Origin of the sequence: Silanimonas sp. (assembly GCF_027530345.1) — a bacterium.
GTDB lineage: Bacteria > Pseudomonadota > Gammaproteobacteria > Xanthomonadales > Xanthomonadaceae > Silanimonas.
Window position 1 is genome coordinate 1 of the sequence record NZ_JAPZQK010000004.1, and the last position, 23317, is coordinate 23317.

A 23317-nucleotide genomic window follows, 5' to 3' on the forward strand; every position below is an offset into this window, starting at 1 on the left:
CTCGTCCGCCGGGCAATCTCGCTGATCGAGAGCCCCTCCCGCAGCCGAAGCCGCCGGACCTTCGCGTACATCGCCATGGTGTGCACCTCGTCGTCCTGCCCTTCGTCTGGTCGGGCAGGTCAGGTTGAACACCCTGGTCAATTTTCGATGCGCAGATCCCCGTTTCGCTGGTCAATTTTCAGCGAGCGGCAACACGCCCAAGTCTACCCGCGGCCCGAACGCGTCGGCCGGCGGCGGTGCCGGCGCGTCGACGAGGCGGGCGGCGTAGAGTACGTTGCGCGAAAAAGGGGTCGTTACTTGGGGAAGTTCATCGTCGGCCTGTTCCTGCTGGTCGTGCTGTATCTGGCGATGCGCCCGGAATTGATGCCCGGGCATGCCTTGCCGGTACAGAACGGCGTATTGCGGGAGACCCCGCGCATGGCCGGGGGCATGTGCAGCGCCGAGCGCTGCCTGACCGTCTATCTGGCGCCATGGTGCCCATCCTGCCGCCGCGCCGAGCCTATGGTCGCTCAACTCCGCGAGGTGCTCACGCGCGAGGGGCGGCCGGTGACGGTGGTCATGGGCATGGACGAGCCCGCGGCACTGGAGGCCCATGCCCGCGACTTGGGCTACCCGGTGCTGCTCGACGTCGATGGGCGGGTGGAACGCGATGCCGGGATCCGCGGCGTGCCCTATTTCATCGTCACTGACCGGCAGGGCCGCATCGTCAGCCGGCAGGCCGGGGCCTACGACGCCGTCGAGCCCAACCGCCGCGCGCTCGGTATCTAGGCGTGGCGTCCACACCGCGCGGTTGCGCCGGCCGTAAAGTGCCGTTTCCGCCGCCGCCAACGCCCGACCATGCGCCTGCCAGCCGCCCGTTGTGTCCTGATCGCCGCCCTTGCGGCTGCCGTGCCCCTCGCCGGAGTTTCGGCCGACCGCATCACCGGCCAGACCTTCGCCACCCGCTCGGAGGTCTACGCGCCGCAGGCCATGGCCGCGACCTCCCACCCGCTGGCCACGCAGGTGGCGCTCAAGGTGATGCGCAAGGGCGGCACGGCCGTCGATGCCGCCATCGCCGCGAATGCCGCCATTGGCCTGATGGAACCCACCGGCAACGGCATCGGCGGCGACTTGTTCGCGATCGTCTGGGATCCGAAGACCGGCAAGCTGCATGGTTACAACGGTTCGGGCCGCTCGCCGCTGGGCCTGACGCGCGAGTGGTTTGACGAACAGAAGATGGCGCTGATTCCCTCGCACGGCGCGCTGCCGGTGACCGTGCCGGGCGCGGTCGACGGCTGGTTCGCCCTGCACGGCCGCTTCGGCAAGCTGCCGATGGCCGAGCTGCTGCAGCCCACCATCGACTACGCGCGCAACGGCCATCCGGTGCACGAGACCATCGCCTATTACTGGAATCTTTCCGTCCCGCGCCTGTCGCAGTTCCCGGGCTTCACCGAGCAGTTCACGATCGACGGCCGCGCACCGCGCACCGGCGAGCGTTGGACGAACGAGAACCTCGCCCGCACGCTGGAACGCATCGCCACGAACGGCCGCGCGGGTTTCTACGAAGGCGAACTGCCGAAGATCGTCGAGGCCTACTTCAAGGCGAACGGCGGCTTCCTCGCCGCCGCCGATTTCGCGGCGCACAAAGGTGAATGGGTCGAGCCGGTGAGCGTCAACTACCGCGGCGTCGACGTGTGGGAGCTGCCGCCGAACGGGCAGGGCATCGCCGCGCTTCAGATGCTGCAAATCCTCGAAGGCTACGACTTCAGCAAGATCGAATTCGGCAGCGTCGAGCACCTGCACCTGCTCACCGAAGCCAAGAAGCTCGCCTTCGCCGATCGCGCCCGCTACTACGCCGACCCGAGCTTCCATCCGGCGCCGGTGGCCGAACTGATCTCGGAGGAGTACGCCGACACGCAACGCGCGCGCATCAACCCGAACCGCGCGCAGACCGTCGTTGCGCCTGGCACGCCGCCCTCGCTCGACGAAGGCGACACCATCTACCTCACCACCGCCGACAGCAGCGGAATGATGGTCTCGCTGATCCAGAGCAACTACCGCGGCATGGGCAGCGGCATGACGCCCCCGGGCCTCGGCTTCATCTTCCAGAACCGCGGCGAGCAGTTCTCCCTGAAGCCCGGCCACCCGAACGAGTACGCACCGGGCAAGCGCCCCTTCCACACCATCATCCCGGCCTTCATCACCAAGGACGGCCAGCCGTGGGTGAGCTTCGGCCTGATGGGCGGCGCCATGCAGCCGCAGGGCCACGTGCAGATCGTGATGAACCTCGTCGACTTCGGCATGAACCTGCAGGAGGCCGGCGACGCCCCGCGCCTGCATCACGATGGCAGCGACGAACCGGTGGGCGCGGTGACGCCGATGAGCGACGGCGGCGTCGTCCAGCTGGAGACCGGCTTCGACTACGAAACCATCCGCGGCCTGATGCGCCTCGGCCATCAGGTCGAGTTCGCCGACGGCCCCTACGGCGGTTACCAAGCGATCGCGAAGAACCCGCACGGCGGCTGGGTGGGCGCCAGCGAGAGCCGCAAGGACGGGCAGGCGGCGGGCTACTGAACGCGCGGCGGCGCGTGGCGGCGGTGTCGTGAGCCTGCGTCGCCGCCCGCCGGCCATCGACGGGCTCGCGCCCAGCACGCTGCAGTTGCCGCCGGGCGAATGGCCTTCGCTGCTCGACGGCCTGTGCGCGCACTTCCCGGCGGTGCCGCGCGCGGTGTGGCTCGATCGCCTGGCGCGCGGTCGCGTGCTCGGTGACGAGGGTGAAGCGCTGGGGCCCGACACGCCTTACCGCGTCGGGCGGGAGGTGCACTACTACCGCGAAGTGGCGGACGAGCCGCGAATTCCTTTCGAAGAGCGCGTGCTGCACCTCGACGAGCATCTTCTCGTCGCCGACAAGCCGCACTTCCTGCCGGTGGTTCCCAGCGGCGTGCATGTGCATGAAACGCTGCTTGCGCGCTTGATTCGCCGCACGGGCAACGCCGACTTGGTGGCCCTGCACCGCATCGACCGCGAGACCGCCGGGCTGGTGCTGTTTTCAACCAATACGAAGACGCGAGCGATCTACCAAGCCTTGTTTCCCGAGCGGCGCATCGAGAAGACCTACGAAGCCATTGCGCCCGCCTTGCCGGGCCTCGAGTTCCCGCGCGTTCATCGCAGTCGCATGGTGCCCGGCGAGCCCTTCTTCCGCATGCGTGAAGTGGCGGGCGAACCCAACAGCGAGACGCGCATCGAGGTGATCGAGCGTGGCGACGCGTGGTGGCGCTATGCCCTGCAGCCGGTCACCGGAAGGAAGCACCAGCTGCGGGTGCATATGGCGGCCCTGGGTGCGCCGATCCGCAACGACCCGCTGTATCCCGAGCTGCGGTTTCGCGACGCCGGGGATTTCCAGGCGCCGCTGCAGCTGGTGGCGAAATCCCTGTTGTTCGTCGATCCGCTGTCGGGGCGCACGCGACGGTTCGGAGGATGTGACGCCGCAGGCAGTCACGACTCCGGATCGTTCGGCGCCACCTGAGGGACGAGCTGGAGCGAGTTGCGTTCGACGCCTTGGGCGACAAGGCGTTCCACCAAGGACTCGTAGCGCGCCGCCTCCATCGTGGGCTGCCGTCCGAAGATCCATGCCAGTTCGCGGTTGGGCGTCACGAGCGCCGCGCCCTCGTAGTCCGCGTCGACATGGATGACGACGAGCTCGGTCGAGAACGGCCAGACGAACTGGACGTTCCAGCGGGCGCCACCGCTGCCGGGAACCACGGTGGAGATGCCCCGCCATCGCCGATCCGGGCCGCCGAATTCGTCCTTGAACACGAAATCGTTGTCGATTCGGCCGTCCGGGCGAAGTCGGTACTCGTCGCGGGTTGCGACCTTGCCCTCTTCGAAGAAGTACGGGACGTGGGCGATCACATGCCATGTCCCCATGAAGCGTGGCAGGTCGACGGACGGCGAGGGAGCCAGCGGTGGCAAGGAGCGCTCCTCGCTCGTCGCGCAGGCGATGAGCATCGCCGAAGCCATCGCGAGGAGGATCGCTCGCATGAAGGCCTTCATCGGTGGTCGTTGATTCATGGCTTGGCTCCTTGGAAGCGATTCCCGGGTCATGCGGGCAGGACGGTACATGTGGTCAGCGACTCGTCCGAGGCGACGTCGAACGTCTGCTGGTCGACGAGTGTCGGTTGCGGCGGGAAGTCGATACGCACTTGCATGGGGGATTCGCCCGAGTCGTCGCGGAGATTCGACAGCCCTTCGAACCAACGCAATCGCTTCGTCTCGGCGTCGTAGGCCACCCGAATGGCGGGCACCAACCATCCGAACCATCCTCCCAGGCGCAGCCGGAACGCCCTGAGTCCGGGCGATCCGGAATCGATCGAGGCGACATCGAAGTCGTATGCACGAAGCCGCGAAGGCACGAGGAAGCGCATGGGCAGCGTCTGCCCCTGCGTCAGGGGATCCCACGCGCCCCGCACCCACTCGTCGAACCCGGCATCGGCGACCACATCGCCTGCGGGAAGGAGCATCGACGCCTCGCTGCCGCCGGGTGCGGTCCACGAGACACGCGTTCCGGACGGCGTCCGCTCCGCGCCCTCGCGATAGCCGCTTCGCGCGTCCTCGAGTTGGAAGGAGGGCGCGGACGGGATGTCGGCGTAGCGGACGCGCTTCCGAGCGAAGGCCTTGCCGTCCAGGCATCGGTAGATCACTAGCCGCTCTTCGGGTTCGCCTTCGGAGAAACGCACGATGTGTTGCTCCTTGAAAAGCACATTGCGGCTCTCCAGGTCTCGCGCGGTGGCGATTTCCTCCTGGACCATGCACTTCGCGGGGTGTGCAGCAAGCGACAGGAGCAAGACGAAGAAGGTTGCGGGGATTCTGCTCATGGGGGACTCCTGGAAGGATGGGGGGGGGCTCACGGCGAAGTCGTTGTTCGAGGCGGCCGTGGGAAGAAGGCGCTGACTTCGTCCTGGTAGCGGCGATAGTCATCGCCGCGCGTTCGAAGGGCTTGGGCTTCGGTCCACGGGATGCCGCTGACGCGCCAGAGGAAGGCGAACATCAGCGCCGGACCCAGCAGTGCCAGCCATCCCCACGGCCCGCTGGCGGCGAGTGCGGCATACGCGAACCAGTGCACCCATTCGAAGAAGTAGTTGGGGTGGCGTGACCAGGCCCACAGGCCGCGTCGACACGTCTGGCCCTTGCGTCGCGGGTCGCGACGATGCGCATGCAACTGCCCGTCTGCCACGGCCTCGCCGATGACTGCGATCAGCCAGATGCCGATCGCCGCCCAGACCCAGGCACTCTTGAGTCCCGCCTCGCCGGACGCTGCCGCGACGAACGCCACGGCGAACAGCGCGATCACGATGGCCTGAGCCTGGAAGAAGGCGAACCACTTCGCCGCCCCGTCGCCGATCGCAACCCTCATGGCCTGGTATCGACCGTCCTCGGGTTCGCCCCGGACGCGGTGCCATAGGAACCGGAACAGGCGGAGGCCCCAGAGCCCTCCGAAGAGCGCCACCAAGCCTCTGGACTCGATGCTTCCGCTACCAAAGGCGCCCGCCAGCACCGCCGCGAAGGCCATGCCCAAGGCCCAGAACACGTCGACGTAGCCCATGTTTCCCTTGGCGCGTGCATACAGGAACGCCAAGCCCATGCCGATGGCCGCCAGGGCCCAGATGAGGCCGACAAGGAGCAGCACGTTCATGCGAGTGCCTCCTCGGGAACGTTCGCGAGCTTCTTGTCGATCCGGTAAAGCAGGGGCACGGCGACGGCCCAGGCCACGGCGACGGCCAAGAGACCGGACACGATCCCTTCGTTGAAGGTCACGGCACCGGCCGCTGCGCCGGCACTGGCGTACGCGAGCGGTCCGCCGAGCAGGCCGAAAATGGCTGCGGCCCAAGGTCGGGCGGCCAGCGCTTTCATGGAGTGGGTCAGCGTGAGAGCAAAACCCGCCCAGAGGGCGAGGATCCACGCCGGTGCGAGCGCGGGCTGCCCACCGTTGGCAGCGTAGGAGAGCAAGCCGCTTCCCCCGAGTGTGCTGTCCACCAGCAAGCCCATCACGACGGCGCTCACCAGCAAGCGGGCATCCCGGCGTCGTGTCGGTGTGAATCGAAGGTGGATCGCCGCGAACGCCGCCGCGGCTATCGGCCCCATCCATGGTGATCCGGCGCCTGCGCCGAGAACGCAGGCCCACCAGACCGCTTGGAATCCCAAAATGTTGAACGCCAACCATTGCATGGTCCTGATCTCCTCCGGGCTCGAGCCGCCCGGCTGTCGAAACAGGATCGATGCAGACCATCCCGAGCTTGCGAGAGCGAGATGAAAGGCGGCATCAATGGCGCCGCGGATGCATCAGCGGTTAGTGGCTCGCGAGGATGCGGCGCCGTGGCAACGCGAACGGCGTGAGCAAGGGGCGAAGCCAAGCGGCTTCCGCCGGTGATGCCGGGGTGATCCATGGCCGGTAAACCGCGGCAGCTGCTCGATGGCGCCGTGCCTTCGCGATCTCACGACCCACCTCACGCGGACGCACTCATCCCGAGGTGAGGCCTCTGTGACGCCAGCGAAGGGCGAGTGCCGTGTCGATTGCACCGACCGGGAGATTTCGACGCGCCCTTGCCGCTCGTGGCGGGACAGGTGACGTTTGTCGCCCGCTGAGGGGCCGCGGGATCGCGTTCCTGTCGGCACAGCGTCCCGGATCGTGAGTCAACGAAGGAGGGCGCCGACGATCGGCGCCCTCTCCTGGCACGTCGGCTTAGTGCATCCGGCAGATGCCGGTCCAGCACTCGATCTGGATCTCGCGGCTCGGGCACGTCGTCTTGTAGATCTCACGCCCGTTCTCCCGGCTCACCAGGGCGACGTCTTCGGAGCACTGGTACTGCTTGGCGAATCGCGCGGCCTCGACGGCATATCCCTCGGCGGGGTCCAGCGAGGTCGACGCGACCGCGGGTTCCGGCGCAGAAACCGCTGGTTCGGCGGTCGCGCTGGCCGTGGGCGCTGGCGGCGCGACTGCCACCGGTGCCGTCGATGCTTGGCCCCGGGAGGACACCAGCTTCACCACCAACGGATTCGGGCGGAGTTCTTTCGTCGCACCGCTCGCCGCGTCGACGCCGATGCCGATCAGGCCGCCGAACAGCACGTTGCCCGCCATGCCGACGGCACCAGCGCGCGAATTCGAGGAGACCACCTGCGTCGAAACGCGGTCGTAGCCCTCCTTCTCGATCTCGACGCCGAAATTGTTCTTCCGCTTCAACTCGAGCGTGCACGGCGTGGTGCACGTCTGTCCGCTCGACAGCCGGACCTGCGCCCCGGCCGGCTCGCTCTCGACGACCCACGCTTCCGTCGTGCCGCGGGTGATGGTTGCGCACCCGCTGCCCATCACCAGCATCGTCAATCCCAGTATTGCTCCAACCACCCTTTGCATAAGGCCTCCTGGCCTGTTGAAAAACCGTCATGGCAAGGCTCCGCCGCTGCGCGCCACCAAGGCGCGTGTGCGCTTTTCGCCGTGTTCCCTCGTTGTCCCCGTAATGAACGACGCGATGCGGCGTGACTCCGTTGCGGCGGACCTCCCCGGTCACCGCCCCTGCCGTCGAACGGCGGGGGCCATCCGATTCGCTAGGCCGAGCCTATCCGCGATTCGGCGATGCAGCCATCCGGGCGTCTGCATCCGTGTTCAATCCGCCGCCACGGTCCTCGTGCTCGCCCACTCGCGCAGCGCGTTCACCTGTTCGGCCATCAGCACGCTCAGGGGACGCGTGTGCTGTATTTCGGCCATCACGTGTTTTGCAGCCATCGGCTCGCCGGCGCCGTGCGCGGCGTACAGCGCGCTGACCACGGCCTGCTCGATCTCCGCGCCGGAGAAACCTTCGCTCGCTTCAACCAAAGGCGCGAAATCCCAGCCGTCCACGTCCACCTTGCGCCGCTTCAAATGCAAACCGAGAACGGCCTCGCGCACGTCGGGCTTCGGCAGATCGACGAAGAAGATCTCGTCGAAGCGGCCCTTGCGCAGCAGTTCGGGCGGCAGCTGGTCGATGGCGTTGGCGGTGGCGACGAGGAACACGCCGCTCTTGTGCTCGGCCATCCAGGTGAGGAAGGTGCCGAGCACGCGCTTGGAAACGCCATCGTCGCTGGTGGATGCCGCGAGGCCTTTCTCGATCTCGTCGATCCACACCACGCAGGGCGAAAGCTGTTCCGCTGAAGCCAGCGATTCGCGCAAGTTGCGCTCGGTCTCGCCGTGGTACTTGTTGTAGAGCGAGCCGAAGTCGAGGCGCAGCAGGGGCACGCCGAAGCCGCCGGCCACCGCTTTCGCGGCGAGGCTCTTGCCGCAGCCCTGCACGCCGAGCAGCAGGATGCCGCGTGGGGAGTCCAATCCCGGCGGCAGCGGTTCGCCACGCAAGCCCGCACCGCGCTGTTCGACCCAGCGCTTGAGCTTGCGCAGGCCTGCCACGTCGCTGAACTTCGTGGTGTCGGGCTCGTACTGCAGGGTGCCGCCCTTGTTCAGCAGCTCGAACTTCAGCTTGCCGAGCCGCGGCAGGTCGCTGGCGTCGAGCACGCCGTCGTCGAAGATCAGCTGGCGCACGATGCGCTGCGCATCGACCATCGACAGGCCCTTGATGTTGCGCACCAGCGCCACTTCGGTCTCGGGGTCGACCACCACGCGCTTGCCGCTGTGCTCGCGGGCGTAGGCCAGCAGCTCGTCGCGCACCATCTTCCGCAGCGCCTTCTCGTCCGGCAGGCGAAGGCTGAAGCGCACGGCGCGCGATTCCAATTCGGGGGGCAGCTCGATCTTGCCGCCCACCATCACGATCGTGTGCTGCACGCCGTTCTCGGCCTGCATCAGTTCGCGCAGCTGGCGCTGGTGGCTGGCGTAGCCGAGGTAGGGGTGGAAATCCAGCAGCAGGTACAACCCCCGCTGGGTGTGGCCGGCCATCGCCCGCAGGGCACTGCTGGCGTCGGAACCGCCGCGCTCTTCCTGCTCCAAATCCATGTCCAAGCGCACCAGACCCGTCGTGATCGTCCAGCGGTACAGCGGCCGGAACAGCTCGGCCAGCAGCCCGCGGAACAGCTCGACCACGCGCGGTTCTTCCGGCGTCTCGATCAGGATGAGCGGCGTTCCGGCGCGCACCAGCGCAGCCAGGTCCTTGATGTCGTGGGTGGGCATTCCGGGGGCGCTCACGGGTAAACAGCCAAGAAGTGTACGGGGCGGCCCGCTTCGTCCGCGCGGGTCGAGCGGCGGGCCCCGGCCCTGTCCCCCGCCGTCGTCGCCTTGCTACAGTCCCCGGCAGGCTCGACAGGTAGGCGCGCTCATGCAGACGATCCTCGTGGCCAGCTCCAAGGGTGGTGCCGGCAAGACCACGCTCTCCACCCAGCTCGCCGGGCATTTCGCAGTGGCCGGCAAGGCCACGGTGCTGGTCGATGCCGACCCGCAGGCTTCGTCCACCCGCTGGTGTGAGAAGCGCGCCGACATGGACGCCGCGGTGCTGCCCATCAACGGCCATTCCCGCGCGTTCCGCAAACAACTGCCCGAGGACGCCGAGCGCATCGTCATCGACGCCCCGGCCGGCGCCATGGCCGACGACCTCGAGCCCTTCCTCGAGATCGCCGATGTCGTGCTGGTGCCGGTGCTGCCTTCGGCCATCGACCTCGAAGCCACCGTGCCTTTCCTGAACACGCTGGCGCAGGTGCCGCGCATCAAGAAGGGCAAGCTGCCGGTCGGCCTCGTGGCGAACCGCGTCAAGGCCTGGACCTCGGTGAGCCAGCAGGCCATCGAGCAACTGCAGTCGTGGCCCTACCCGCTGGTGGCCCAGCTGCGTGATTCGCAGGCGTATGTGCTGCTCGCGGCGCTCGGGCGCTGCGTCGACGATTACCGCTCCGAGCAGATGCGCGGCCACCAGGACGATTTCGCGGCCATCTACCGCTGGATCAAGAAGCACACCTGACCCAAGGAACCCCATGCGCGACCTGATCCTCCTTCGCCACGCCCACGCCGAGCCCGCACAGCCGGGCCAGTCCGATGCCGACCGCCCGCTCTCCCCGCGTGGCCAGGCCGAGGCTGAAGCCGCGGCCCAGTGGTTGAAGTCCCACAACGCGAAGCCGACGCGCGTGCTCTGTTCGCCGGCGCGCCGCACCCGCGAGACGCTGGAACGCGTCCTCGAAGCCTTGGGCTATACCGAAGTGCGCTACGAGCCGCGCATCTACGACGCCGCCCCCGGCACGCTCATGGCCGTGCTCGACGAGCACGCCGACATCGACCGCGTCCTGATGGTCGGCCACAACCCGGGCTTCGAGCAGGTGGTGGCGCTGCTGCACAGCGGCATCAGTGGCGATGCGCGGGGCATGCCCACCGCCGGCATCGCGCGCCTGAGCCTGCCGGCCGGCGCCGCGCTCGAGCCCGGCATCGGCACGCTCACCCAGTTCTGGTGGCCGTAGGCGGACTGCTGCTTGCCCTTGCGGGAAGTGTGGCGCTCGCCGTGGCGCCGCCGCCCGCAGCCGACACCGGCGAGGCCGCGCCTGCCTGCCGGGGTCGCATCGACGCCGCCGCCAGCGAAGCCCGCTTCGTCGTCGATGTCCGCTTGCCGATCAAGGCCGAGGGCCGATTCGCTGGCGTGGAAGGCGAGCTCGTGCCCCGGCCGGACGGGCAGTGCGAAGTGCGTGTCCGCCTGCGCGCCGACACCGTCGAATACTCCGGCCCGGAATGGATGGCCAAGCTCACGCGCTCGCCGGCCTTCCTTGATGCCGAAACGCACCCCGACGTGGCCTTCGATTCCGCCGAATTCCCCGTGGCGTGGCTGAACGAAGGCGGGTCGATCCGCGGCCGCCTGAGGCTTCGCGGCCGGGAGCGCCCCGTAGAATTCGCGCTCCGTCCCGCCGAATGCGATACCCCCGGACAGGCTTGCGCGATCCGCGTCAGCGGTGAGGTGAGCCGGCGCGATTTCGGCATGCAGGCCTACCGCTTCACCGTGAAGGACACCGTCCGCTTCGACTTCGCCATCCGCCTCGAGGCCGCGCCGTGAGCGCTGCGCCCTCGTGGCCCGGCGGCACTGCCGCCCGGCGCGTGCGCGCGTGCGCGCTGGCGTTCGCTGTCCTGCTGCTGGCGGCCTGCCAGAGCCTGCCCGCGCCCGAGCGGGCGGCGATCGCCGCCGAGATGGTCGCCGCGCGGAGCACGGTCGTGGATTGCGCCCTGCCAGAACGCTGCGCGACGCCCTCGAGCTTCCGCGAGGCCGGTATGGCGAAGCTCGCTGCCTCCACGCCCGAAGCGCCGCGACACGAGCTGGTGCTGCTGGAGCGCGGCCCCGACGCCTTGGCCGTGCGGCTCGCCTTGATCCGCTCGGCGCAGCAGACCGTCGAACTGAAGAGCTTCATCTTCGAAGCCGACGACAGCGGCCAGCTGGTGCTCGACGCCCTGCTCGATGCCGCCGAGCGCGGGGTGCGCGTGCGTGTACTGCTCGACCAGCTCTACGGCCTCTCGGAGCCGAACCTGCAGGCGGCGCTGGCCAGTCACCACCGCAACTTCGAGCTGCGCCTGTACAACCCGACCTTCGACGAGGCGCGCACGCAGCCGCTGCAGTTCGCCGCCGGCATCGTCTGCTGCTTCCGCCGCTTCAACCAGCGCATGCACGGCAAGAACCTCGTGGTGGACGACGCCGTGGCCATCACCGGCGGCCGCAACGTGCAGGACCGCTATTTCGACTGGGACCCGGTCTACAACTACCGCGATCGCGACCTGCTGGTGGCAGGGCCCGCGGCGCGCGCGATGCGCGACGAGTTCGATCTCTTCTGGGATGCCGAACGCAGCGTGCCCGCCGAGGGTCTGGTCGACGTGGCGGAACGCTGGCGCCGCGACGGCGGGGCCCCGCCCGGGCGGCTGGATTTCCGCGACCGGCTGCACGAGGGCCGCCTGGGCACCATGCGCCAGGCCGCGGCGGACGATGCGGCGCTGCGCGCGGGCCTGCGCGACGTGACGTTCGACGTCGGGGCGGTGCGCTTCATCGCCGACCTGCCCGAGAAGCACGCCAGCGGCGCGGCGGCGCGGCGCGACGCCAGCCGGGTCATGCGCGCCATCATCGCCGGCGCCCGCGAGGACGTGCTGCTGCAGACGCCCTACCTGGTGATGTCGCGGCCGGCGCGCGAGCTGTTCCAGGACCTGCAGGAGCGGGACGACCCGCCGACGGTGCGCGTTTCCACGAACTCGTTGGCGGCGACGGATGCCTTCCCCGTCTACGCGATGAGCCACAAGTACAAGCGCGCCTACCTGCGTGAGCTCGGCTTCCGCATCCACGAGTACAAGCCCTATCCGACCGACACGCCGATCGACCCGGCCTCGACGGGCGCGCTCGGCGCACAGGCGGCGGCCGACTTCCCGCTGTTCGGTTCCGCCACCCGGGGCGGCAACGACGGCCCCGTCCCCCTGCGCCGCGCCGGGGTGCGGGTGGGCCTGCATTCGAAGTCGATCGTCATCGACCGCCGGATCGGCATCGTCGGCACCCACAACTTCGACCCCCGCTCCGACCACTGGAACACCGAGAGCCTGGTGGTGGTGGAGGACGCCGCCTTCGCCGACGCGCTCGCGGACGCCATCGAACGCGACATGGCCCCGGAGAACGCCTGGCTGATCGCCCCGCGCGCCAAGCCACCCCTGCTCTCCGGGCTGAGCTACAGCCTCGGCAAGCTGTCCGAGGCGCTGCCGGTCTTCGACCTGTGGATCTGGCCCTTCCCCTACGCCAGGAGCTACGCGCTGAGGCCGGGCTGCGAGCCCCTGCCCTGGGGCGACCCGCGCTTCTTCGAATGCTGGGAGGACGTGGGCGATTTCCCGGAGGTCGAGGTGGGCAGCAAGCGCATCTACACCCGCATCATCACGGGCTTCGGCGCGGGCCTGACGCCGATCTTGTGATTGACGCCGCCACGCCCCCCGCCTAGGCTCCCGGCGATCCCTCACACCCAGCGCCAGCCATGTCCTTGACCCTGACGATCCAACTCTCCGACCGCGACCTCGAGCACTTCACCAAGGCCATCGAGGCCGCGCGCGTCGCCGCCGAACACAAGTCGGCCGCCGACGTCATGGCTGCCGCCACCGCCCTGCTCGCCACGGCGCAGGCCAGCCAGCTGCCGGACTTCATCGCCGACCGCCTCGACCAGCTCGACACCCTCGTGGCGATGGTCAAGGACGAGGGCTGGGCGCTGCCGGAATCGGATGCCAAGCGCGTCATCGGCGCCCTGGCCTACTTCGCCGACCCGAAGGACATCATCCCGGACCACGTGCCGGTGCTGGGCTTCCTCGATGACGCCATCGCCATCGAACTGTGCGTGCGCGAACTGGGCCACGAGTTCGAGGCCTACGACGATTTCTGCGAATACCGCCAGGCCGAGGCCGAGCGCCGCGGCGTGCAGCCGGCCACGGTCGGCCGCGCCGACTGGCTGGAAGGCCGCCGCGAAGAGCTGCAGAACCGCATGCATCGCCGCCGCGAGCGTGAGGAAGGCCAGGGCTACGGCAGCAGCTCGGGCTACGGCCGTCGCAGCTACCTGAAGAACGTCTGGCGCCCCAGCACCTACGTTCGCTGACCCCTTGGCGGTGCAGGCGTCCTCGGGCGGGCCGTTCCGGCGCCGCCCGCCGATCGACGTGCTGAACGCGCAGCGTGAGGGCTGCGCGGTCGGCCATCTCGGCATCGAACTCACGGAGCTCGGCCCCGATTTCCTGCGCGGGCGCATGCCCGTCGACGCTCGCACCAAGCAGCCCTATGGCCTGTTGCACGGCGGCAGTTCGGCCCTGCTGGCCGAGACCCTCGCAAGCATCGCCGCCAACCTCTGCATGGAGGAGGGCGCCGGCCAGGCGGTGGGCCTCGAGCTCAACTGCAACCATGTGCGGGCGATGACGGAGGGCTGGGTCGTCGGCACCGCGCGCCCGCTGCATGTGGGCCGCAGCACGCAGGTCTGGGACATCCGGATCGAGGACGAGCAGGGCCGGCTGGTCTGCGCCAGCCGCCTGACCCTCGCCGTCCGCAAGGCCTGAGCCATGCGCCTTCTCCGCACCCTGCTGCGCCTGCCGTTCCTCGCGGTGCACCTGGGCGTGTTCCTGCCCCTGCTCGTGGCCGTTCTGGTCTTCCCCGGCAGCCGCCGCTGGGCCTGGAACGGCGAGTGCCTGCACGGCCGGCTGATCCGCCGCTGGTCGGCGGGCCTGATGCGGGTGTTCGGCTTCACCGTGAAGCGCACCGGCACGCCGCTGCCGGGCGCCGTGCTGTTCGTGGCCAACCACGTGAGCTGGATCGACATCGAGCTGTTCCACAGCCAGCTCTGGGCCGGCTTCGTCTCCAAGGCCGAGGTCGAGAAGTGGCCGCTGGTGGGCCGGCTGGCCAGCCTCGGGGGCACCATCTACCACCACCGCGGCAGCCAGGACTCGCTGCATGGCGTGATGCACCAGATGGTGCTGCGTCTGGAAGAAGGCCGGCCCGTCGCCGTCTTTCCCGAGGGGCGGACCACGTCCGGCGAGGGCCTCGGGGTCTTCCACGCCCGCATCTTCCAGCCCGCCGTGCTGGCCAACGTGCCGGCCCAGCCCGTGGCCCTGCGCTACGGCGCCGGTGGCGATGCCCAGACCATCGTCGCGTTCGCGCCGAACGAGACCTTCATGGGCAACTTCGTGCGCTTGCTCGGCGAGCCCTCGCGGGTGGCCGAGGTGCATTTCCTCGAGCCGGTCTCGGCCAGCGAGGACGGCCGCCGCCGCATGGCCGACGCCTGCCGCGAGCGGATCGCCGCGGCCTTGGCCCGCTAGAGCGCGGCCAAGGTCTCACTGCATTAGGCTCTGAGCGACGCCCCACCGTCGCCTCACCGTGCTGACCGCTTCCGATTACCGCCCCCCCGCCTGGCTGCGCAACGGCCACGTGCAGTCGCTGCTTTCCGCCGCGCCCCCGCGCCGGCTTGCCGGCGAACGCCTGCTGCGCGCGCTGGCGCCGCGCATCGAGGAATGGCTGCTGCCGGCCGGCGACGCGACCCTTCAGGCCTTCCACCTGACCCTGCCCTCGCGCCCGCCGCAGGGCGTGGCCCTGCTGCTGCACGGCTGGGAAGGCAGCCACCGGTCCAGCTACGTGCGGCACACCGCCAACGCCCTGCTGAAGGCCGGCATCGACGTGGTGCAGCTCAACTTCCGCGACCACGGCGAGACGCATCACCTCAATCCGGAGCCCTTCCACTCCTGCCGGCTCGACGAAGTCGTGCAGGCGGCGAAGTCCGCGCAGGCGCGGCTTCCCGCGCTGCCCTGGTTCGTGGCGGGGTTCTCGCTGGGCGGCAACTTCGCGCTGCGCGTCGCGCGCGCCGCGCCGGCCGCGGGCTTGCGGCTCGCCCATGCGGCGGCGGTCTGCCCGGTGGTGCACGGCGAATCCGGCCTGCGCGCGCTGGAGACCGGCTTCCCCCTCTACCACTGGTACTTCATGAAGAAGTGGCGGCGCTCGCTCGAAGCCAAGCGCCGGCACTTCCCGGACCGCCACCGCTTCGTGACGGCCGACCTCGACCGCGACATGCGCGGGCTCACGCGCTTCCTCGTCGAGCAGTACACCGAGTTCCCCAGCCTCGAGGCCTACCTCGACGGCTACGCCATCGCCGGCGACCGGCTGGCGGGTTTGCAGGTGCCGGCCTCGATCCTGACGGCGGCCGACGACCCGGTGATACCCGTGGCGGATTTCCACGACCTCCAGCTGCCGCCCATGGCCCGGCTGGAGATCGCCCAGCACGGCGGGCATTGCGGCTTCATCCTCAACGCCCGGCTGGAGGGCTTCGCGGAGCGCTGGATCCGCAGCCGGTTCCGCGCGGCGCTGGGTTCGGCGGCCCCGGCCGGAGCCGGTACACTCGCCGGTCACTGATCGCGGGCGTGACGCCGGCCGCCCTTTCCGAGGAATCCCATGCTGCAAGATGCCCTGACCGCGCTGCGTGCCGGTGACCTGTCCGCCGCCGCCGTGGCCTTGGACCGAGCACTCGTCGCCACCCCTGACCGTTCCGACCTGCTCACCCTGCGCGCCTTCGTCGACCTGCAGGTGCGCGACACGGCGAAGGCCGAGGCCGGCTTCCAGGCCGCGCTGGCCCATGACCCCAACCAGATCGACGCCTATCTCGCGCTGGCCCACATGGCCTGGGCGCGCGGCGACCGCAAGGATGCCGAGAAGCACCTCGCCTATGCCAAGCGTGTCGATGCCCAGCACCCGCGCGCGTTGGTGCTCGATGCCTGGATGGCGGGCAGCGACGGCGAAGCCGATCGCTCGCTGGCGCTGCTTCACGCGGCGGCCAAGCGCACCCAGTCGGATCCCATGGTGCTTTCGGCACTCGGCCTGGGCCTGCTCGAGCGTCGTCATTACGCCTTTGCCGCCGAGGCGCTGCGCCGGGCCATCGACCTGAGCCCCGCCTCGCCGGCCCTCCGCGCTGCCCTGATCGCAGCCTTCGATGCCCAGGGCCACCTCGACCTCTCTTTCGCGGAGGCGCTGTCCTGGCGCGCCGTGCAGCCGGAGTCGTTGCTGGCGCAGTGGCACCATGCGCGGCTGCTGGCGCTGCTCGGCCGTCTGGACGAGTCCGTGGCCGAGCTCGACGCCCTGCTGGCCAACGCGCCGCGACACGCCGAGGCGCTCGAACTCGCCATCCGCCTCCGCGGCCGGCTGGGTGGCACCCCGGCCGTGGTGGCCGACCTCGAGGCGCGCGTGGCCACGGATCCGGCGTGGTCCTTGCCATGGCGTCTGCTGCTCGGCCTGGTGGACGCCGGCGACGTGGCGGCGATGGTCCGGCGTTGGCACGCCGCGGCGCCGGACAGTGGCGAAGCCGAGGAAGTCGCCGCGCTTCTCGCGGAACAGGAAGGGCGGGTCGCCGAGGCGATCGACCATGCCGAGCGGGGCATCGCGCTGGAGCCGCTTCTCACGGAGGCGCGGCTGCTGCTCGCGCGCCAAGCCCTCTCACTGCCGCCCGAGGCGGCCGTGGCTCGAGTGCAGGGCCTCATCGCCGCGGCATCGACGCCCGAACAGGCCCGCGCGCTGCAGGGCTGGCTCGGCCAGGCCTGCCATCGTGCCGGGCGTCATCGCGACGCCCTGCTGGCCTGGCGGCGAATGTGGACCGATGGGCCGGCCTTCGGCCTGCCGCTTCCGAATCCGGAGCCTGCCGAGTCGGCGCGCCCCGCGGCAGACGGTGGCGAGGGTCGGCTGTTGTGGGGTCTTCCGGGCAGTCGCATCGAGCGCGTGCAGGCGGCGCTGATGCCGGCCCTCGGCGGGCGATTGCTGCTCGATCGCTGGCATGCGCCGCGCCGTGACGACGGATTCAATCTGTTCCGCGCCGGTCCGGCCGATGATCGCGGGGGCACGGCCCTGCGCTGGCGTTCGGCCCTTGAGGGCGCGGGTCTCGTGCCAGCTGCCGTCGTGGATGCGTTGCCCTTCTGGGACGGTTGGACGCAGGCCATGCTCCATGGCACGACGCTGGTGGTCGTGCTTCGCGACCCGCGCGACCTGCTGTTGAACTGGTTGGCGTGGGGGAGTTCGCTCGGGCTGGGCTTCCCGGCTCCGGACGTGGTGGCGGCCTGGCTGCACCGTAGCCTCGAGCAGCTCGTGGCGGCCGAAGCCGACCCGCGGGTCCGTGTCGAGCGCATCGACGCCGACCTGCTCGACAGCGACCCTGCGGCCTTCAGCGCACGCTTGCAGATGATCTTCGACCTGCCCGCGGCCCCGGACCCGACGCCGGCCCTCCTGCTGGGCCGTGGCCCGAGCGGCTTGCCGAATGACTTCCCGGCCGGAACCTGGCGGAGCTACGCCGAGCCCCTGCAGGGCTTGTTCGCGCCATTCGCCGAGATCGCGGTGCGGCTCGGCTATCCGGCCGAATGAGTGCCAGCCGGTGCGGCGCTCCGCGCGCCGCGCCGGCTCACTGCCCGGGCAGGAACAGCAGCAGGCCCAGGCCGAGGACGATTCGGTACACCGCGAACACGGTGAACCGCCGCGACTTCACGTAGGCCAGCAGCCAGCGCACCACGACGAAACCGGTCAGCGCAGCGGCGGCGAAGGCCACGGCCAGCGCGGCCCAGTCCTCGCGTGGTGCCGCCGGATTGCGCGCGTACTCGAGCAGCGCGTAGGCGCTGGCGGCGAACATGGTCGGAATGCCGAGCAGGAAGGCGAACTCCGCGGCCGCCGGGCGTGAGGCCAGGCCGGCGAGCATCGCCGCGAAGATCGCCGCCGCCGAGCGCGACGTGCCCGGGAAGACGCCGGCCAGCACCTGCGCCAGGCCCACCCACACCGCCACGTTCCAGCTCACCGCCGGCAGCGTGGCCGCGAGCGGGCTGTGGTTGGCCGTGTCCGCCGACACCGCGCGACGCGCGGCGCGCGCCTCGACGAAGCGTTCGATCAGGATCATCGCGATGCCGCCGAGGATCAGCGCGATGGCCACCGGCCAAACGCTTTCGGGCAGTTCCCAGCCCAGCTTGCGCACCGGCAGGCCCACCGCGGCGGTCACTGCGAAGGCGACGCCCAGCTTCAGCACGTAGTCCTGCGCGGCGCGCTCGCGCCAACCGGTGGCCAGCGCGAGCAGGCGCGCGCGGAACACCAGCAGCACCGCGAGGATCGCGCCGCTCTGGATCACGATGTTGAAGAGGTCGGACTCCGGCCCGAGCCAGTGCTGCGCAATCAGCAGGTGGCCGGTGGACGACACCGGAAGGAACTCGGTGAGGCCTTCGAGGACCCCGAGCAGCAGGGCGATGAGCAGGTCGTTCAAGCGGGAGGCGGCGGCAGGGGACGCGGCAGTGTACGCAGCCGCGGCGACCGCGCACGATGCCGGCATGGATGCATCGCCCACCGCCCTCTACGCGCCGCTGCGTTTCGCCGTCGCCTACTTCGGCGCGGTGTTCGTCGCCGGCTTCGGGCTCGGCGTGGTGCGGACCTTGTGGCTGGCCCCAGCCGTTGGGCCGCTCGCCGCCGTGGCCCTCGAGCTGCCGCTGATGCTGGGGTTCAGCGCCTTCATGGCGGGCCGCCTGCTGCGGCGATGGCCCCTGTCGCGCGGCACGGCCGCGCTGGCCGGAGCGCTCGCTCTGCTCCTGCTGCTCGCGGCCGAGGCGGGGGTGTCCCTGCTTGCCGGTCGCGACCTCGCGGCGCACTGGGCGCTGTACCGCGCGGCCGAGGCGCAACTCGGCCTGGCCGGGCAGCTCGTGTTCGGGCTGTTGCCCGCGCTGCGGGCGAATCAAAAAGCACCATGAATATGCATTAGGTGTTCGTCAATGGTGCAAGCGTCTCGCGCCTTTGTTCTTAAGTGATTGATTCAATTTGGTTAGTGGCGTCGGCGATGCTTGGCACGGCCCTTGCTATCCGTAGGGCATCCATCACCCATCGGAGCGGCCATGAGCCTCGAGAACGTCCAGAAGCTGATCAAGGACCACGCGATTGAATTCGTCGACCTGCGTTTCGTCGACATGCGTGGCGTCCAGCACCACGTCACCTTCCCCGCGAACATCGTCGACGCCTCGCTGTTCGAGGAAGGCAAGATGTTCGACGGCAGCTCGATCTCGGGTTGGAAGGGCATCAACGAGAGCGACATGATCCTGCTCCCGGATGCCACCTCGGCCTTCGTCGACCCGTTCTTCGCCGACCCGACCATCGTCCTGCTCTGCGACGTGCTCGACCCGTCGACCATGCAGGGCTACTCGCGCTGCCCGCGCGGCGTCGCCAAGCGCGCCGAGGCCTTCCTGAAGTCGAGCGGCATCGCCGACCAGGCCTTCTTCGGCCCGGAGCCCGAGTTCTTCATCTTCGACGGCGTCCGCTTCAGCAACGACATGGGCAAGGTCGGCTACGAGATCTTCTCGGACGAGGCCGCCTGGGCCACCAACCAGAAGCAGGACGGCAACAACCACGGCTACCGCCCGACCGTGAAGGGTGGCTACTTCCCGGTGCCGCCTACCGACTCGCTGCATGACCTGCGCGCCGAGATGTGCAAGGTGCTCGCCGCCGTCGGCCAGGAAGTCGAAGTGCACCACCACGAAGTGGCGAACGCCGGCCAGTGCGAGATCGGCGTCAAGTTCAACTCGCTGGTGAAGAAGGCCGACGAACTGACGACGATGAAGTACATCGTCAAGAACGTCGCCCACCGCAACGGCAAGACCGCCACCTTCATGCCGAAGCCGATCGTCGGCGACAACGGCTCGGGCATGCACGTGCACCAGTCGCTCTCGAAGGGCGGCACCAACCTGTTCTCGGGCGACGGCTACGGCGGCCTCTCGCAGATCGCGCTGTGGTACATCGGCGGCATCTTCAAGCACGCCAAGGCCATCAACGCCTTCACCAACTCGACCACCAACAGCTACAAGCGCCTGGTGCCGGGCTTCGAAGCCCCGGTGATGCTGGCCTATTCGGCCCGCAATCGTTCGGCCAGCTGCCGCATCCCGTACGTGTCGAACCCGAAGGCGCGCCGCATCGAGATCCGTTTCCCCGATCCGATGCAGTCCGGCTACCTGACCTTCGCCGCGCTGATGATGGCCGGCCTCGACGGCATCAAGAACCAGATCGATCCGGGTGCCGCGTCCGACAAGGACCTGTACGACCTGCCGCCGGAAGAAGAGAAGAACATCCCGAAGGTCTGCCACTCGCTGGACATGGCGCTGGAAGCGCTGGACAAGGACCGCGAGTTCCTCAAGGCCGGTGGCGTGTTCTCCGACGATTTCATCGACGGCTACATCGACCTGAAGATGCAGGAAGTGACCAAGTTCCGCGCGGCCACGCACCCGCTCGAGTACGCGCTGTACTACGCGATCTGACGATCACGCGGTGCCGGCGGGGGAGCGCCGGTGCTATCGACAATGGATGTCGACGGAGGCGGCCCGCGAAAGCGGGCCGTTTTCGTTGTGCGGGCGGCGCGGCGATCCGCGTTCGCGCGATCAACCCTCGCGCGGCGAGCGGTTGGCCGCGCGGACGACCAGCGAGAACCCCGTGACGAAGAAGCCGACGAGGCCCATGGCGGCGCCAGCGATCCACGTCACCATCCGGAGGTCGTACGACGTCACGGCCACGAGGCCACCGATGGCGGTGATGGTGCCCATCGCCATCAGGACGAGGCCGATGCGCAAGGGGATTCGGGTGAAGGCATCCAGTTCGCGCCGGGCGGGTTCGCGTGGCATCGACATTCCTATTGAGGGCTTCGCGTAGGGACTTCGAGGGCGGGCCGGCATCCGCCCGCGTCCGACTACGATGCCATCCTTCTGCCGTGCGGCGCACGCTGGCCCTCTGACGATCTGGCGCTTTAGGCTGGAGCCCCCCAGTGCAGCAAGGAAGCCCCCATGTCGATCGCTTGGCGCTGGTTGTCGCGCCTGCTTCTCCTCCTCTTGGCTTTGCTCCTCGCCGTCGCGGCGCTCTGGGCCTATGGGCGCCTGACCTCGCCCACGCCGGCGCAGCGCGAGGCTGTGGCGTTGATGCAGGCCCGTCCGCCCCAGCCCGCGGGGGACAACGGCTTCGACGTGTTGATGGACATGCCGGCCCCGCCGGATGCGGGGGCCCCGCCCCTGCCGGTGTGCGGTGACAACGTGTCGTGCATCGCGGTGATCGAGTCGGCGCCGGAGCAGGCCTCGGCGGCCATCGCCGCGCGCCGGGACTGGCTCGAGTCCGGTGCCCGCGCGCTGCGCGCGCCGGCGTTCCGCGATCTCCGCGGCGAGGCGACCGCCGCGGATTCCCTGCCGCCCTACCAGGCCATGACCCAGACGCGGGTGCTGCGGGCCTTCGATTTCGCAACGGGGCAAACCACGGCGGCCCTCGCCGCCGCCTGCGAGGATGCGCTCGGCGCGGTGCGCCGCGCCTCGGATCCCGACGTGCTGATCGACGGCATGCTCGGCCTCGCCGTGTTCCGCCAGCACGTCGCGCTGATCCCCGACATGCGCCGGCGGGCGCCGGCCGATCCGCTGCCGGCCGCATGCCTTGCGCTCGCGGATTCGCCCGATCCGGCCGCCGAGGGCACGCTGTGCCCGGCCTTGCGCGGCGAGTGGCATTGGCTCACCCGGGTGATGGCGGATATGAACGCGCAAGTATCCAGCGACGCGCCGGCGTGGTCCCTTCCGCTGCTGCACGATCCCGATTGGCTGATGGCCCGCACCGCCGAGCGCTTCGCGCCGCATTGCGGCAAGGCCGCGGCGGACGCCGCGCGTGAGGACGACGCCATAGAGTTCGCCCTCGTCGAGCCGCGCTGGGTCGACCGAGTGGCGCATCCGGTCTCGGTGATCCTCGACCAGATCGCGGCGCCGGCCTATTCGAGCTATGCCGAGCGCCAGCTCGACTTCGTGGCGCAGCGCCGCCTGCTCGCGGCCTTCCTGCGAATGGAGGCGATGGATGCGGCGCTCTCCAACGCGCAGTGCTTCGAGGCCCTGCCCGCCGCCTTGCGCGATGGCCCGCGCCCGCTGCGCTTCGATCCCGCGACGGATCGCCTGTCGGTGGCCTTGCGCGACCGCGGCGTCGGCCAAGCGAGTGGCGAGGCGGTGCTGGCCCTGCCGCCTCGTGCCGTCCCGCCGCCGGTCGATGCGCCTGCAGCGCCCGCCGCCGAACCGTGAACCGGCATCGCGCCCCCTGGGTTCGTGGCGTCGCCCTCGCGCTCGCGGCCACCCTGCTGTCGGCCTGTGCCAACGCGCCGCAGCGCAGCCCGCTGGCCGCGTGGTCGCCATCGCCCAATCACGACGCGCGGCAGGCGCAGGTCATCGTGCTGCACCACACGCAGATGGATTCGTTCGATGAGGCACTGGCCACGCTGAAGTCCGCGAACGACCACGGCCGCGTGAGCGCGCACTACCTGATCGCCGAGGACGGCCGCATCGTGCAGCTCGTGGACGAGCGTGCGCGGGCCTGGCATGCGGGCGTCGGCCGTTGGCGCGGCATGGGCGACCTCAACGACGCGTCGATCGGCATCGAGCTCGACAACGACGGTAGCGAACCCTTCGCCGAGGCGCAGATCGACGCCTTGATCCGCCTGCTCGACGACCTGTGCACGCGTCTCGCCATCCCGCGCACGGCGGTGATCGCCCACGCCGACCTCGCGCCCACGCGCAAAGCCGATCCTTCCGCGCAATTCCCGTGGGCCCGGCTGGCGAACGCCGGTTTCGGCGAGTGGCCGCGGGCCGATGCGCCGCCGGCGCCGGAAGGATTCGACCCGGTGCTGGCGCTGGCCCTGCTCGGTTACGACACCACGGATCTCGCCGCCTCACTGGCCGCGTTCCGGCGACGATTCCGCGGGGTGGATTCGCGGCCGCCGATCTCGACGCCGGCCGCCGGCGCTGTGGGCATCCCCCCCGTGGTGTTCGACGACGAGGACCGGCGCCTGCTGTTCGACCTGCAGCAGCAGCGCCTCGGGCGCTGAGCCGGCGGGCCCGGCCGCTCTGCAAATTTGCGCC

24 protein-coding genes are annotated in these 23317 nt (G+C 69.7%); 16 read left to right on the plus strand and 8 right to left on the minus strand.

Annotated elements, in window-relative coordinates; translation table 11 throughout:
* The 3 genes from O9255_RS02060 to O9255_RS02070 form a co-directional block, all read left to right on the plus strand.
* The coding region (locus O9255_RS02060) for a TlpA disulfide reductase family protein (RefSeq protein ID WP_297865168.1) at positions 1-768 on the plus strand (768 nt) is incomplete at its 5' end.
* A gap of 69 nt (positions 769-837) precedes the next feature.
* A complete protein-coding gene (ggt, locus tag O9255_RS02065) occupies positions 838-2553 on the plus strand; it encodes a gamma-glutamyltransferase (RefSeq protein WP_297865169.1) in 1716 nt (571 codons plus the stop codon).
* Positions 2554-2581: 28 nt separating this feature from the next.
* On the plus strand, positions 2582-3505 hold the full coding sequence (locus tag O9255_RS02070; RefSeq protein WP_297865170.1) for an RluA family pseudouridine synthase: 924 nt from the start codon (positions 2582-2584) through the stop codon (positions 3503-3505).
* On the opposite strand, the gene O9255_RS02075 is transcribed toward O9255_RS02070, so the two are convergent.
* The 6 genes from O9255_RS02075 to O9255_RS02100 form a co-directional block, all read right to left on the minus strand.
* Positions 3475-4050, minus strand: coding sequence for a lipocalin family protein (locus O9255_RS02075; RefSeq protein ID WP_297865171.1), 576 nt, complete (start codon positions 4048-4050; stop codon positions 3475-3477). The two genes, O9255_RS02070 and O9255_RS02075, sit on opposite strands and share 31 nt — an antisense overlap.
* 29 nt (positions 4051-4079) lie before the next feature.
* On the minus strand, positions 4080-4853 hold the full coding sequence (locus O9255_RS02080; protein WP_297865172.1) for a hypothetical protein: 774 nt from the start codon (positions 4851-4853) through the stop codon (positions 4080-4082).
* Positions 4854-4882: 29 nt separating this feature from the next.
* On the minus strand, positions 4883-5671 hold the full coding sequence (locus O9255_RS02085) for a DUF1295 domain-containing protein (protein WP_297865173.1): 789 nt from the start codon (positions 5669-5671) through the stop codon (positions 4883-4885).
* The gene (locus O9255_RS02090; protein WP_297865174.1) at positions 5668-6204 is read right to left on the minus strand and encodes a DUF2878 domain-containing protein; all 537 of its coding nucleotides are present in this window, start codon (positions 6202-6204) and stop codon (positions 5668-5670) included. Before O9255_RS02090 ends, O9255_RS02085 begins: the two co-directional genes overlap by 4 nt.
* A 514-nt stretch (positions 6205-6718) precedes the next feature.
* Positions 6719-7351: a PEGA domain-containing protein gene (locus tag O9255_RS02095; RefSeq protein ID WP_297865175.1), complete on the minus strand. Its 633-nt coding sequence runs from the start codon at positions 7349-7351 to the stop codon at positions 6719-6721.
* Positions 7352-7636: 285 nt separating this feature from the next.
* Positions 7637-9124, minus strand: coding sequence for an AAA family ATPase (locus O9255_RS02100; protein WP_297865176.1), 1488 nt, complete (start codon positions 9122-9124; stop codon positions 7637-7639).
* 145 nt (positions 9125-9269) lie between these two features.
* Here O9255_RS02100 and O9255_RS02105 point away from each other — a divergent pair, with 145 nt between their 5' ends.
* The 9 genes from O9255_RS02105 (at position 9270) to O9255_RS02145 (ending at position 17798) form a co-directional block, all read left to right on the plus strand.
* Positions 9270-9902, plus strand: coding sequence for a ParA family protein (locus O9255_RS02105; protein WP_297865177.1), 633 nt, complete (start codon positions 9270-9272; stop codon positions 9900-9902).
* 13 nt (positions 9903-9915) lie between these two features.
* The gene (locus tag O9255_RS02110) at positions 9916-10392 is read left to right on the plus strand and encodes a histidine phosphatase family protein (protein WP_297865178.1); all 477 of its coding nucleotides are present in this window, start codon (positions 9916-9918) and stop codon (positions 10390-10392) included.
* Positions 10383-10976 carry a YceI family protein gene (locus tag O9255_RS02115; RefSeq protein WP_297865179.1) on the plus strand — a complete coding sequence of 198 codons (594 nt, stop codon included), beginning with the start codon at positions 10383-10385 and terminating at the stop codon, positions 10974-10976. Before O9255_RS02110 ends, O9255_RS02115 begins: the two co-directional genes overlap by 10 nt.
* A complete protein-coding gene (locus O9255_RS02120) occupies positions 10973-12853 on the plus strand; it encodes a phospholipase D-like domain-containing protein (protein WP_297865180.1) in 1881 nt (626 codons plus the stop codon). The genes O9255_RS02115 and O9255_RS02120 overlap by 4 nt, the downstream gene beginning before the upstream one ends.
* A gap of 59 nt (positions 12854-12912) precedes the next feature.
* Positions 12913-13521 (plus strand): YkvA family protein, encoded by a 609-nt coding sequence (locus tag O9255_RS02125; RefSeq protein WP_297865181.1) that lies wholly within the window; start codon positions 12913-12915, stop codon positions 13519-13521.
* Positions 13522-13573: 52 nt separating this feature from the next.
* Complete coding sequence (locus tag O9255_RS02130; protein ID WP_297865329.1) at positions 13574-13969, plus strand: hotdog fold thioesterase; 396 nt, start codon at positions 13574-13576, stop codon at positions 13967-13969.
* Between the two features lie 3 nt (positions 13970-13972).
* A complete protein-coding gene (locus O9255_RS02135; protein WP_297865182.1) occupies positions 13973-14725 on the plus strand; it encodes a lysophospholipid acyltransferase family protein in 753 nt (250 codons plus the stop codon).
* Between the two features lie 61 nt (positions 14726-14786).
* Positions 14787-15809 (plus strand): alpha/beta fold hydrolase, encoded by a 1023-nt coding sequence (locus O9255_RS02140; protein ID WP_297865330.1) that lies wholly within the window; start codon positions 14787-14789, stop codon positions 15807-15809.
* A gap of 39 nt (positions 15810-15848) precedes the next feature.
* Positions 15849-17798 carry a hypothetical protein gene (locus O9255_RS02145; RefSeq protein WP_297865183.1) on the plus strand — a complete coding sequence of 650 codons (1950 nt, stop codon included), beginning with the start codon at positions 15849-15851 and terminating at the stop codon, positions 17796-17798.
* A 37-nt stretch (positions 17799-17835) separates the two neighbouring features.
* Here the strand turns inward: O9255_RS02145 and O9255_RS02150 are convergent, their stop codons facing one another.
* Positions 17836-18678 carry an undecaprenyl-diphosphate phosphatase gene (locus O9255_RS02150; protein WP_297865184.1) on the minus strand — a complete coding sequence of 281 codons (843 nt, stop codon included), beginning with the start codon at positions 18676-18678 and terminating at the stop codon, positions 17836-17838.
* Between the two features lie 64 nt (positions 18679-18742).
* Here O9255_RS02150 and O9255_RS02155 point away from each other — a divergent pair, with 64 nt between their 5' ends.
* Both O9255_RS02155 and glnA read left to right on the plus strand, forming a co-directional pair.
* The gene (locus tag O9255_RS02155; RefSeq protein ID WP_297865185.1) at positions 18743-19156 is read left to right on the plus strand and encodes a hypothetical protein; all 414 of its coding nucleotides are present in this window, start codon (positions 18743-18745) and stop codon (positions 19154-19156) included.
* Between the two features lie 141 nt (positions 19157-19297).
* Positions 19298-20707 carry a type I glutamate--ammonia ligase gene (gene glnA, locus O9255_RS02160; RefSeq protein WP_297865186.1) on the plus strand — a complete coding sequence of 470 codons (1410 nt, stop codon included), beginning with the start codon at positions 19298-19300 and terminating at the stop codon, positions 20705-20707.
* Between the two features lie 120 nt (positions 20708-20827).
* Here glnA and O9255_RS02165 read toward each other — a convergent pair whose 3' ends face one another.
* Positions 20828-21067: a hypothetical protein gene (locus O9255_RS02165; RefSeq protein ID WP_297865187.1), complete on the minus strand. Its 240-nt coding sequence runs from the start codon at positions 21065-21067 to the stop codon at positions 20828-20830.
* Positions 21068-21226: 159 nt separating this feature from the next.
* Between O9255_RS02165 and O9255_RS02170 the strand changes: the two genes are divergently transcribed.
* Complete coding sequence (locus tag O9255_RS02170; RefSeq protein ID WP_297865188.1) at positions 21227-22483, plus strand: hypothetical protein; 1257 nt, start codon at positions 21227-21229, stop codon at positions 22481-22483.
* Positions 22480-23283, plus strand: a complete 804-nt coding sequence (locus tag O9255_RS02175; protein ID WP_297865189.1) for an N-acetylmuramoyl-L-alanine amidase — start codon at positions 22480-22482, stop codon at positions 23281-23283. The genes O9255_RS02170 and O9255_RS02175 overlap by 4 nt, the downstream gene beginning before the upstream one ends.
* The last annotated feature ends 34 nt before the right edge of the window (positions 23284-23317 follow it).

Excerpts from the sequence above, each read along its gene's own strand:
- O9255_RS02075 (WP_297865171.1), bottom strand. The coding sequence starts at position 4,050 with ATGAATCAACGACCACCGATGAAGGCCTTCATGCGAGCGATCCTCCTC.
- O9255_RS02135 (WP_297865182.1), top strand. The coding sequence starts at position 13,973 with ATGCGCCTTCTCCGCACCCTGCTGCGCCTGCCGTTCCTCGCGGTGCAC.
- O9255_RS02090 (WP_297865174.1), bottom strand. The coding sequence starts at position 6,204 with ATGCAATGGTTGGCGTTCAACATTTTGGGATTCCAAGCGGTCTGGTGG.
- glnA (WP_297865186.1), top strand. The coding sequence starts at position 19,298 with ATGAGCCTCGAGAACGTCCAGAAGCTGATCAAGGACCACGCGATTGAA.
- O9255_RS02145 (WP_297865183.1), top strand. The coding sequence starts at position 15,849 with ATGCTGCAAGATGCCCTGACCGCGCTGCGTGCCGGTGACCTGTCCGCC.
- O9255_RS02170 (WP_297865188.1), top strand. The coding sequence starts at position 21,227 with ATGTCGATCGCTTGGCGCTGGTTGTCGCGCCTGCTTCTCCTCCTCTTG.
- O9255_RS02080 (WP_297865172.1), bottom strand. The coding sequence starts at position 4,853 with ATGAGCAGAATCCCCGCAACCTTCTTCGTCTTGCTCCTGTCGCTTGCT.
- ggt (WP_297865169.1), top strand. The coding sequence starts at position 838 with ATGCGCCTGCCAGCCGCCCGTTGTGTCCTGATCGCCGCCCTTGCGGCT.
- O9255_RS02095 (WP_297865175.1), bottom strand. The coding sequence starts at position 7,351 with ATGCTGGTGATGGGCAGCGGGTGCGCAACCATCACCCGCGGCACGACG.
- O9255_RS02165 (WP_297865187.1), bottom strand. The coding sequence starts at position 21,067 with ATGCCACGCGAACCCGCCCGGCGCGAACTGGATGCCTTCACCCGAATC.
- O9255_RS02110 (WP_297865178.1), top strand. The coding sequence starts at position 9,916 with ATGCGCGACCTGATCCTCCTTCGCCACGCCCACGCCGAGCCCGCACAG.
- O9255_RS02105 (WP_297865177.1), top strand. The coding sequence starts at position 9,270 with ATGCAGACGATCCTCGTGGCCAGCTCCAAGGGTGGTGCCGGCAAGACC.
- O9255_RS02155 (WP_297865185.1), top strand. The coding sequence starts at position 18,743 with ATGGATGCATCGCCCACCGCCCTCTACGCGCCGCTGCGTTTCGCCGTC.
- O9255_RS02125 (WP_297865181.1), top strand. The coding sequence starts at position 12,913 with ATGTCCTTGACCCTGACGATCCAACTCTCCGACCGCGACCTCGAGCAC.
- O9255_RS02100 (WP_297865176.1), bottom strand. The coding sequence starts at position 9,124 with ATGCCCACCCACGACATCAAGGACCTGGCTGCGCTGGTGCGCGCCGGA.
- O9255_RS02085 (WP_297865173.1), bottom strand. The coding sequence starts at position 5,671 with ATGAACGTGCTGCTCCTTGTCGGCCTCATCTGGGCCCTGGCGGCCATC.